The organism is Pacificibacter sp. (assembly GCF_039769035.1).
Classification (GTDB): domain Bacteria; phylum Pseudomonadota; class Alphaproteobacteria; order Rhodobacterales; family Rhodobacteraceae; genus Celeribacter.
Window position 1 is genome coordinate 1 of record NZ_JBDMZG010000024.1, and the last position, 9604, is coordinate 9604.

Here is a 9604-nt window from a genome sequence, read left to right on the forward strand (position 1 = left end):
CCAGTACACCGAAAAATTCGGCTTCCCCTTTATCATCGCCGTAAAAGAGAATACCAAGGCGTCAATCCTAGAGGCATTTCACACACGACTGACCCACTCGAAAGAGGTGGAGTTCGCGGCTGCTTGCAGCCAAGTCGAACGCATTGCCTATCACCGTTTGCATGACATGGCGCTCTAAGCGCGCTGAAAGACACAAAATGACCGAGACTTTGACCTATGCTTTTCCGCCAGGTGGCTTGCCTACGCAATCGGAAAATCCTGAAGGAACTGCAGTATTTACAGAGGCTTACGCCGTCATCCCTGCCTCAGTGCAGCGCGATATCGTCACCAGTTTCCTACCGGGCTGGAACGGCATGCGCATGTGGATTTTGGCCCGTCCTCTGACCGGATTTGCCGAAACATTCGCGCAATATGCGGTCGAATTGGCCCCCGCTGGCGGCACCTCTGATCCCGAACCGGATATCGAAGCGCAAGCCATCTTATTCGTGGCCTTTGGAGAGGTGCGCCTGTCCATCGGTGGGGCGCGTTCTATCCTCAAAGCGGGTTCTTTGGCCTATATCCCCGCTGGGGCCCATTGGGAAATCTGGAACACCTCTGACGCGCCTTGTGGCTTCCACTGGATCCGCAAACGCTACGACCATATGCAAAGCCTCAACCCGCTTGAAGCCTTCACCATCCATGAGACCGAAGTGGTCAAAAGTGCGATGCCGAATTGCGATGGCGTGTGGGCAACACAGCGGTTTTTCGACCCCTTCGATCTGCGCCATGATTGCCACGTCAATATCGTCAACATCCTGCCCGGTGGACGCATTCCTTTTGCCGAAACCCATGTGATGGAACACGGGCTGTATGTCCTGTCTGGCACGGCTAAGTATTTGTTAAATAAGGATTGGGTCGATGTCGGCCCCGGTGACTTCATGTGGTTGCGCGCCTTTTGCCCGCAGGCCTGTATCGCCACGGGGGATGAACCGTTTCGCTACCTTTTGTACAAGGACGTGAACCGTCATGCCTCCCTTGATTTGGGTGGCCCACGCCGATGAGCCGCACCATTTCCACCACGCAGCTGACACCCGAAGCCTTCGCCCCCTACGGCGATGTTTTGGACTGCTGCGGTGCGCCGGATAAGATCATCAATGCTGGCAAATGCGGGCGGTTTCACGACCGCGCAAAGGTCGATGTGATGGACGCACGCGTGGGGATTTCTATCTTCAAAGCCGAGCTGCGCGCCCTGCCCTATACGTTGGACCTGATAGAGCGCCACCCAGAGGGCTCACAAGCGTTTGTGCCCATGTCAGACGACCCGTTTCTGGTGATCGTTTCTGATGGACCTGAGGCCACCCCAAAGGCTTTTGTGACCGATGGGGCGCAAGCGATCAACTTTCACCGTGGCACATGGCATGGGGTGCTCACGCCGCTGTCCGGCAACGGGCTTTTTGCTGTCGTCGACCGCATTGGCGAGACGCCGAATCTGGAAGAACACAGCTTTGACACGCCGTGGGTCATTGTCGCGACGTAGGCCGTTGTTTTAAAAACTTGCACAACAATGTGGCGCGGGTTTGCAAAAGTTTAATGCTTTCACCCAGCGCCACTTTACATGTTTTAAAGCCTTTCAAAACGGCCGTTTTCCACCCCGCACCATAGCAAGCTCACCTCCTGCAAACCGCACCGCAAAAAGAAAAAGCGCCCGACGCAGAAAAGTCATAGATTCGCTCTTGACCCTGCCCAAGTGACGGACTACTTACGCGGCACTTCGGCGGAGTAGCTCAGTTGGTTAGAGCAGCGGAATCATAATCCGCGTGTCGGGGGTTCAAGTCCCTCCTCCGCTACCAAGTACCCCATGCAGTTTTAAGTCGATAGCCCGTGCAAAACGGATGGCCCGACGCATCCACACGTCGCAACCATTTGGCCAAGGCCAAATCGCTGACGCTGTTCACTTGAACCCCACATTGCGCTACCTTGAAAATCAAAGAAAATAAGAGACAGGTTGTGATCGATCTGATTTTTTAAATTTTGTGTTAAGCTATTTCTTATTCGGCGATATCGTTTACTTATTGGTTCGCAGTGGGTGAACAGGCTTATGGAAAAAATTACTATGAACTTAGTGGTCGACCTCGACGGAACACTCCTTAAGTCTGACATGTTGCATGAAAGTTTTTGGAGCGCCTGTGCGAGACACGCGCAGACCCCATTCGTCGCAGCTGCGAAATTAATGGCTGGCAAAGTTGCGTTGAAATCGCACTTGGTCGAGGCCTCGGACATAGACATTGCATCCCTGCCCTTTGACGATGCAGTCATCAAATACATTGAAGACTTTCGTGCAAAAGGGGGCCATGTCGCATTGGTCACCGCGACGCACCAGTTACTGGCAGACAAAATTGCAGATCATCTAAAGATTTTTGATGAGGTGCATGGCTCTGACGACACCAACAATCTGAAAGGGCCTGCAAAAGCAGAGTTTCTTGTTAACCACTTTGGGGCCGGGAATTTTTGTTACATGGGCGACGCTTCTGCGGATTTACCCATCTGGCAGGTCGCTGGAAAGATTGTGACTGTGAATGCCACCGAGGCCGTATGCAAACAGGCAGACGCCTTGGGCAAACCGATTGAACATATGAAAACGGTGACCCAATCTTGGCGGCCCTATGCAAAAGCGTTGCGCCCGCATCAGTGGCTCAAAAATATTCTGATCTTTCTTCCCATTTTGGCGGCACACAAGCTCGATGGCATCTCTTTGATCAGCAGTCTTGGGGCTTTCGTAGCCTTTTGTCTTATTGCCTCGAGTGTTTATGTCCTAAATGATCTGCTCGATTTGAAGGCAGACCGCGCTCATCCACGAAAGCGTTTTCGTCCATTTGCATCAGGCGCTGTGCCCATTGCGCAGGGCAGCTTGATGGCCTTTGGATTGCTTTGGGCGGGCATTGCGATTGCGGCAATCTTAGGTTGGATGTTCTTATTGGCAATTGGCGCATATTACGCGCTTACCTTGGCGTATTCGCTTGTATTAAAGCGCAAGGTTATCATTGATATTTGTGTTCTTTCAGGGCTTTACACCATGCGCATTGTTGCGGGGGGGGCCGCGACATATACAGAACTATCTGTCTGGCTGCTTGCCTTCTCGTTTTTCTTCTTCCTCTCTCTTGGCGCCGTCAAGCGGCAAACAGAGCTCGTCGACTTGGTGCAGCGCAATGAAATGTCGACCTCAGGACGCGGCTATAATGCGCAAGATTTACCAATCATCTCGATGATCAGTTTAACTGCGGGCTACATTTCGGTCTTGGTGATGGCGCTTTATATTAGCTCGCCAGATGTGCGCGAGCTGTATCAGACGCCTCAATTGCTTTGGGGTATTTGTGGTGTGCTGATATATTGGTTGACGCGAATGGTGCTCATGACACACCGCGGCTTAATGCATGATGACCCCGTTGTCTTTGCTGCGACAGATAGAACCAGCCAAATCTGCTTTATGGCAATCCTTGCCTTACTCGCTTCGGGAGCGTTTCTGTGAGGTTACAAACCCTAATTTTTCGCTATGTGGTTTTTGCTATTCTGGCCACCTTCGTTAACCTAATCGTTCAGCGGTTGGTCCTTTGGTTTGCTGACAGCAACGGCGTTTTCGCCTTGGCTTTGGCTGCAGGCACGGCAATGGGGCTGGTTGTGAAGTACATTTTGGACAAACGTTGGATCTTTGAAGATATGAGCGCAGGCGTGGCAAAGCACAGTAAAAAGTTCTCGCTTTATACCTTGATGGGCATCGTCACGACCGCAATCTTTTGGAGCACTGAAACTGCATTTTGGTTCATCTGGAAGACAGATACGATGCGCGAACTCGGGGCCATTCTTGGTCTGAGCATAGGGTACTTTGTCAAATACCACTTAGACCGGCGCTATGTCTTCACGGATTCAAAATTGGCGCAGGCGATATGAAGCTTTCAGGGTGGGGACGATATCCAATCATTGACGCCGAAATGACGGCACCGCGCAGCATTGAAGACATCTCTAAGCGGGTTCAGACCGGCAATGCAATTGCACGTGGCAATGGACGCTCGTATGGCGATAGCGCTGTCAGTGCCACCAATACTATTCATATGAAGCACTTCAATCGCATCTTGGCTTTTGATGACCAAAGCGGACAACTGGTTGCGGAAGCTGGGGTCTTGCTTGCAGATGTGATTGACGCATTTTTAGAGCGCGGCTGGTTCCCGTCCGTAACCCCCGGTACGAAGTTTGTCACGCTGGGCGGCATGATTGCGGTCGATGTACATGGGAAAAACCATCATAAGGATGGGAGCTTCGCGAGCTATGTTGACTGGATCGATGTTATGGTCGCGGATGGCTCAGTTCAGCGTTGCTCAAGAACTGAGAATACAGAGCTCTTTGATTGGACAATTGGCGGGATGGGCCTGACGGGTGTGATCATTCGCGCGGCGGTGCGCTTGCGCCAAGTGTCGTCCGCTTGGATCGCGCAGCACACAATCGTTGCTGACAATATCGCGCATGCCATTCAGATTTTTGAGCAGTCAAATGACGCAACCTACTCTGTGGCTTGGATTGATTGTTTGCAGCAGGGATCTGCATTGGGTCGCTCACTGATCATGTTGGGTGAGCACGCAAAAGTCGCTGATGTACCGTCCAAGTATCGAAAATCTCCGCTGTCGATCGCGCGTAAATCAAAGCGAAATATTCCCATCAACTTTCCGAGCTGGGCACTGAACACCTATAGCGTTCGTATGTTCAATGCACTCTACTATTGGCGTGGCAAACAGGGCCCTGAACGGCAGGTCGTTGACTGGGATAGCTATTTTTATCCGCTAGATGCCATCTTGGGGTGGAACAAAATTTATGGACGTCGCGGCTTTGCACAGTTCCAATGCGTTCTTCCAATTGATCATGCCGAGCAAGGTATGAGCGAACTTCTAACGGAAATCTCAAATGCTGGAGCAGGCTCGTTTTTGGCAGTCTTGAAACGTTTTGGCAAACAATCCAGCAACTTCTCCTTCCCGATGGAAGGCTATACTCTGGCGCTTGATTTTCCGGTCAACAAAAGAACGTTAGCTCTGATGAAGAGATTGGATAACATTACGATTAAGCATGGTGGGCGCTTTTACCTTGCAAAGGACAGTCGAATGTCTCGAGACGTTTTCCATCAATCGGACCCTCGTGCGCAAGAATACGAGCAGTATCGACAAGGCAATTCAAGTGGAGAGGCGTTTATGTCCTCTCAGTCAGAAAGGTTGAAATTTTGACAAAAAATACCGTACTGATTTTAGGGGCTCGAAGCGATATTGCGATGGCTTCCGCGCATCGATTTGCCAAAGCTGGCTATGATATTCAACTTGCCGCGCGCAACGCGAACGACTTGTCGGTTGACAGCAACGACATAGAATTACGCCATCAAGTGTCTGTTTCATTGCATGAATTTGATGCGCTTGAAATTCAGTCCCACGAGACTTTCGTCGATAATTTGCCCCAGCTCCCCACAGTCGCGGTCTGCGCTGTCGGCTTCATGGGCGCGCAAGACGAGAGCGAACAAGATATCTCAGCGGCTGCGCGCGTTATGCGAAGCAATTTCGAAGGACCAGCAAGCATATTGGCCGTGCTCGCCAATAAATTTGAGCAGCGCGGCTCTGGCTGCATTGTTGGAATTAGTTCGGTCGCGGGAGACCGCGGGAGAGCAACCAATTATGTCTATGGCTCTGCAAAAGCAGGTTTCACCGCTTTTCTCTCCGGTTTGCGCAATCGTTTAGCGAAAAAAGGCGTGCACGTCATGACCGTGCTGCCTGGTTTTGTCGCGACCAAAATGACAGAGGGCATGGATTTGCCAGCAAAGTTAACGGCGGAGCCAGACGAGTTAGCAGACGCGATTTATCAAGCAATGACGCAAGGCAAAAATACGATCTACCGTCGCCGAGTGTGGTATGTCATCATGATGATAATCCGAAACATCCCAGAAAGCATTTTCAAGAAGCTAAAACTATGACCCCTCCTAAATCGGCTCACAAACTGAGTAATTTTGCACTGTTCGGTTTTCCACTTTTTTTTGTGTGCGCATATTTGCTATTGCTCATATCCAGTGATTTTTATCTAGGTGGTAATAGTTGGAAACAAGGTGACTGGCTGATAAATTCAAACGCTGGGCCCACCCGTCGCTTTTTAAGCGGCGATTTACTCCTTTTCTTATCCGACATCACAGGCGAATCGCCGTTAAAAATTTTAGTCGCAATACAAAGCATTTTGCTGATAGCACTTTTTTGTTCGTTGTATCAGCTTCGTTCGTGGTTACCCGCATGGTTGTTTTTTGCTTTCACAACCGCGCCAGCGCTTTTTCCCGCCTTTTGGTTCGCAGACCCTCAAGGCAGTGTCAGGAAAGAATTAATTATATTTTTTGCGATTTTCCTGCAATTGATTGCAATTGAGCGTCGCTCAAAGTGGTTAATTTGGGTTTTTGTAGTTCTGTATGCATTCGCGGTATTCAGCCATGAAGCGCTGCTATGCTTTTTTCCCCTAATTCTTTATGTAAATTATGGTTTTGGAAAGAATTTCCTATCTCCAAAACACCTTCATTCTCATAGTACTGCAATCGCATTTTTGTCGCTTTCTGCTTTTATTTTTGCCTTTAGCTTTAAAAAAGCCGTAAGCGCAGATCAAGTATGTGAAGTGCTATTGTCATACAATCTCAGTGAGGAAATTTGCTCTGGGGCGGTTTCTGCACTTGATCGAGACATTAAAACCAGTTTTCGCAACATAAATATTTGGCAGGCTACCACCAATCAAATCGCCGTGACTATTTTATGTTTTGTCCCAATTTTAGTACTGCTTTGGAAAACGCCGGAGCGGCGACACATTTTTACTCTTTTCATCTTCACTGGGGCTCCGTTTGTTGCATTATATTTTTTGGGAATTGACTGGGGAAGATGGCTCAGTTTTCATTTCTATAGTTTTTTTGTTGCTATCTTAGTGGCAACAAAAAACGCAACAATTCGGCCACCTCAGATCACTTCTCGCGTACTAATTTTCTCAATTTTGATTGTACACTTAGTTGTTGCCGCACCCAGACATACGATGGGACACATCAAATTTGGTGTGCTCGAAAGGCTCGATAACTTTGCAACGGCTATATTTGATGCAATATAAAATGTACAATGTATCGGGGCATCCTCCGATGCAACGGAGCGCACCGCAACTTAGGGACGAATAGCACCGCAAAACGGATGGCTCGAATCTTGTCTATGTGTCCCACATCACGCGGGCGCATCATAGCCTTTACAATATGCGCATTCATCGGCCTTGGCCCTAAGGCCAAGACCGTTGACTACTTAAGCAGGGACATCAGCCAATTCGGCCTTGTCGGTTTGGCGCGTCATGGCTTCGACCAGCATCAACATCGTCAACGCCTGCCCGTATGGGGCGGGAATGTCGGGGATGTCTTTGTAGAATTGCAGCGTGTGCCCCATGGGCGTGCCGTCAGAACAATGGGTGACAATGCCGTCGTCATCGATGCAGCGCACCACAGCGTCAAAGGCGCGATCCGCCACAGCGCGGTAGCTGTCATCGATCAACCCCAGCTCAATCCCGCGCGAGATACCATAAGCGATGCCTGCGGTGGCGGAACTTTCGATCTGAGCCGCGTCGTCATTCAACAGCGTGCGGAAGAACCCGTCCTCGCATTGCAAATCGGTCAGCGTTTTGACCTGCGATTGGAACACAGCGCCCAAGATGCGCTTCTCGGCGGCTGGCAGATCCGGCACGATCGACATCAGCTCAGGGATGGCGATGGTGGCCCAAGAATTGCCCCGCGCCCAGAAGGCTTTCGCGAAATTGTGACGCCCTTCAAAGGTCCAGCCATGGTACCACAGCAGCCGCCCCATGGTGGAGCGATAGGTTTGCGGGTGAGTGCGCGGCAAGCCCAAGTATTCGTCCAAATTGAAGCTGCGCACTTGGGCAAAAGACAATCCTTGCGCATGTGCGGCGCGCAATTTTGCATAGACAGGCTCCATCGTGCCGCCTGTTGCCAGCCCCAACACAGACGCGGGATTGGCTTGGATTTAATCGATGACGCGCTGCGCCACTTGGCTGGCAGCCGCCTTAGCCGTGTCGCAAATCACGGGCGCAAGAATTGTATCTGTGTGCCCCATGACTGGCGACCTCGCAAATGGATTATGAAAAATATTTCATAAAACCGTTATATTTCCGTAGGTTACGACATATAGAGCAACCAACAGAAACACGCAAGATCGCTATGCGATGCGGAACACCTTGGCCGCTTCTTCCTTGGTGATGTCCGCCTTGTCATGGGTCGAGGTCACGCGACCACGTTCCATAAACACCAGTTGATCGGCCAAGTCATAAGCGAATTCAAAGTACTGTTCGACCAACACAATCGCCATATCCCCACGGTCGCGCAGCAATGCAATCACGCGGCCGATTTGTTGGATGATATTGGGCTGAATGCCCTCGGTCGGCTCGTCCAAAAGCAAGAGTTTCGGTTTGATGATCAACGCCCGCGCGATGGCCAATTGTTGCTGTTGTCCGCCCGACAAATCGCCCCCACGACGGTGCAAAAAGTCTTTGAGGATCGGGAACAATTCGAACACTTCATCAGGAATGTGACGTTCGGATTTCGGCAGACAGGCAAAGCCCGTTTCCAAGTTTTCCTTCACCGTCAACAGCGGGAAGATCATCCGCCCTTGCGGTACAACGCCCACGCCCTTTTTCGCCAAAACGTCAGAGTTCGCGCGCCCCACGTCTTCGCCGTCCAGCATCATCGTACCGCTTGAGCGCGGATGCGCACCGCAGATGGCTTTCAAAAGCGAGGTTTTGCCAACCCCATTGGTGCCCATGACACAAGTCACCTTGCCAGCTTCGGCCGTGATGGCCACGTCATGCAAAATTTGCGAGCCACCGTAGTGCAGCGACAGATTAGATACATCGAGCATCGGTTATCTCCCCAAGTAGACGTCGATGACGTCTTGGTTTTTCGTACAGTGATCCAGCGAGCCTTCGGCCAAAACGGACCCTTCGTGCAGCACGGTCACTTTGCAATCCAAACGGCGGATGAACTCCATATCGTGCTCGATCACCACCACAGCCCGCGTTTTCGCGGCCTCTTTCAAGATATCCGTGGTGTGTTCGCGCTCGCCCAAGGTCATGCCTGCAGCAGGCTCATCGACCAGCAAAAGTTTCGGGTCTTGCGCCAAGAGCATGCCGATTTCGAGCCACTGCTTTTGCCCATGCGACAGCTCGCCAGATTTGCGCGCCAGCTCATCCGTCAAACCAATGGTGGCGGCCAATTCGTGCACCTTGTCGATGTCTTCAGCCTTGGGCCGAAAGAACAACACAGCGATCGGTGAGCGATCATTGCGCACCGCGATCATCAAGTTGTCGAACACGGATTGATCTTCGAACACCGTCGGACGTTGGAATTTGCGCCCGATGCCCGCACGGGCAATTTTCGCCTCGTTCATGCCGATCAAATTGCGCGACAAGTCGCCCCACAAAACACTGCCCTCGTCGGGTTTTGTCTTGCCTGTGACGATGTCCATAAAGGTGGTTTTCCCCGCCCCGTTCGGTCCGATGATGGCACGCATCTCGGCCGGACCGATGGAAA

11 protein-coding genes and 1 tRNA gene are annotated in these 9604 nt (G+C 51.2%); 9 read left to right on the plus strand and 3 right to left on the minus strand.

Going from position 1 to position 9604, the window contains the following annotated elements; all coding sequences use genetic code 11:
- The 9 genes from ABF287_RS02525 to ABF287_RS02565 form a co-directional block, all read left to right on the plus strand.
- A partial coding sequence (locus ABF287_RS02525; RefSeq protein WP_347183468.1) for a 2-oxo-4-hydroxy-4-carboxy-5-ureidoimidazoline decarboxylase occupies positions 1–178 on the plus strand: 178 nt, incomplete at its 5' end.
- A gap of 19 nt (positions 179–197) precedes the next feature.
- Positions 198–1040: a bifunctional allantoicase/(S)-ureidoglycine aminohydrolase gene (locus tag ABF287_RS02530; protein ID WP_347183458.1), complete on the plus strand. Its 843-nt coding sequence runs from the start codon at positions 198–200 to the stop codon at positions 1038–1040.
- Complete coding sequence (locus ABF287_RS02535; protein WP_347183459.1) at positions 1037–1516, plus strand: ureidoglycolate lyase; 480 nt, start codon at positions 1037–1039, stop codon at positions 1514–1516. The genes ABF287_RS02530 and ABF287_RS02535 overlap by 4 nt, the downstream gene beginning before the upstream one ends.
- A gap of 236 nt (positions 1517–1752) precedes the next feature.
- Positions 1753–1829, plus strand: a tRNA-Met gene (locus tag ABF287_RS02540).
- Positions 1830–2077: 248 nt separating this feature from the next.
- The gene (locus ABF287_RS02545) at positions 2078–3505 is read left to right on the plus strand and encodes a UbiA family prenyltransferase (protein ID WP_347183460.1); all 1428 of its coding nucleotides are present in this window, start codon (positions 2078–2080) and stop codon (positions 3503–3505) included.
- On the plus strand, positions 3502–3924 hold the full coding sequence (locus ABF287_RS02550; protein ID WP_347183461.1) for a GtrA family protein: 423 nt from the start codon (positions 3502–3504) through the stop codon (positions 3922–3924). Before ABF287_RS02545 ends, ABF287_RS02550 begins: the two co-directional genes overlap by 4 nt.
- The gene (locus tag ABF287_RS02555) at positions 3921–5243 is read left to right on the plus strand and encodes an FAD-binding oxidoreductase (RefSeq protein ID WP_347183462.1); all 1323 of its coding nucleotides are present in this window, start codon (positions 3921–3923) and stop codon (positions 5241–5243) included. The genes ABF287_RS02550 and ABF287_RS02555 overlap by 4 nt, the downstream gene beginning before the upstream one ends.
- A complete protein-coding gene (locus ABF287_RS02560; protein ID WP_347183463.1) occupies positions 5240–5977 on the plus strand; it encodes an SDR family oxidoreductase in 738 nt (245 codons plus the stop codon). Before ABF287_RS02555 ends, ABF287_RS02560 begins: the two co-directional genes overlap by 4 nt.
- Positions 5974–7131 carry a hypothetical protein gene (locus ABF287_RS02565; RefSeq protein ID WP_347183464.1) on the plus strand — a complete coding sequence of 386 codons (1158 nt, stop codon included), beginning with the start codon at positions 5974–5976 and terminating at the stop codon, positions 7129–7131. Before ABF287_RS02560 ends, ABF287_RS02565 begins: the two co-directional genes overlap by 4 nt.
- A 182-nt stretch (positions 7132–7313) precedes the next feature.
- Here the strand turns inward: ABF287_RS02565 and ABF287_RS02570 are convergent, their stop codons facing one another.
- From ABF287_RS02570 to urtD, 3 genes are all read right to left on the minus strand, one after another.
- On the minus strand, positions 7314–7994 hold the full coding sequence (locus ABF287_RS02570) for a glycoside hydrolase family 88 protein (protein WP_347183465.1): 681 nt from the start codon (positions 7992–7994) through the stop codon (positions 7314–7316).
- Between the two features lie 240 nt (positions 7995–8234).
- Complete coding sequence (urtE, locus tag ABF287_RS02575) at positions 8235–8933, minus strand: urea ABC transporter ATP-binding subunit UrtE (RefSeq protein ID WP_347183466.1); 699 nt, start codon at positions 8931–8933, stop codon at positions 8235–8237.
- 3 nt (positions 8934–8936) lie between these two features.
- Positions 8937–9604, minus strand: a 668-nt coding sequence (gene urtD / locus ABF287_RS02580; RefSeq protein WP_347183467.1) for an urea ABC transporter ATP-binding protein UrtD, incomplete at its 5' end; no start/stop codon positions are given.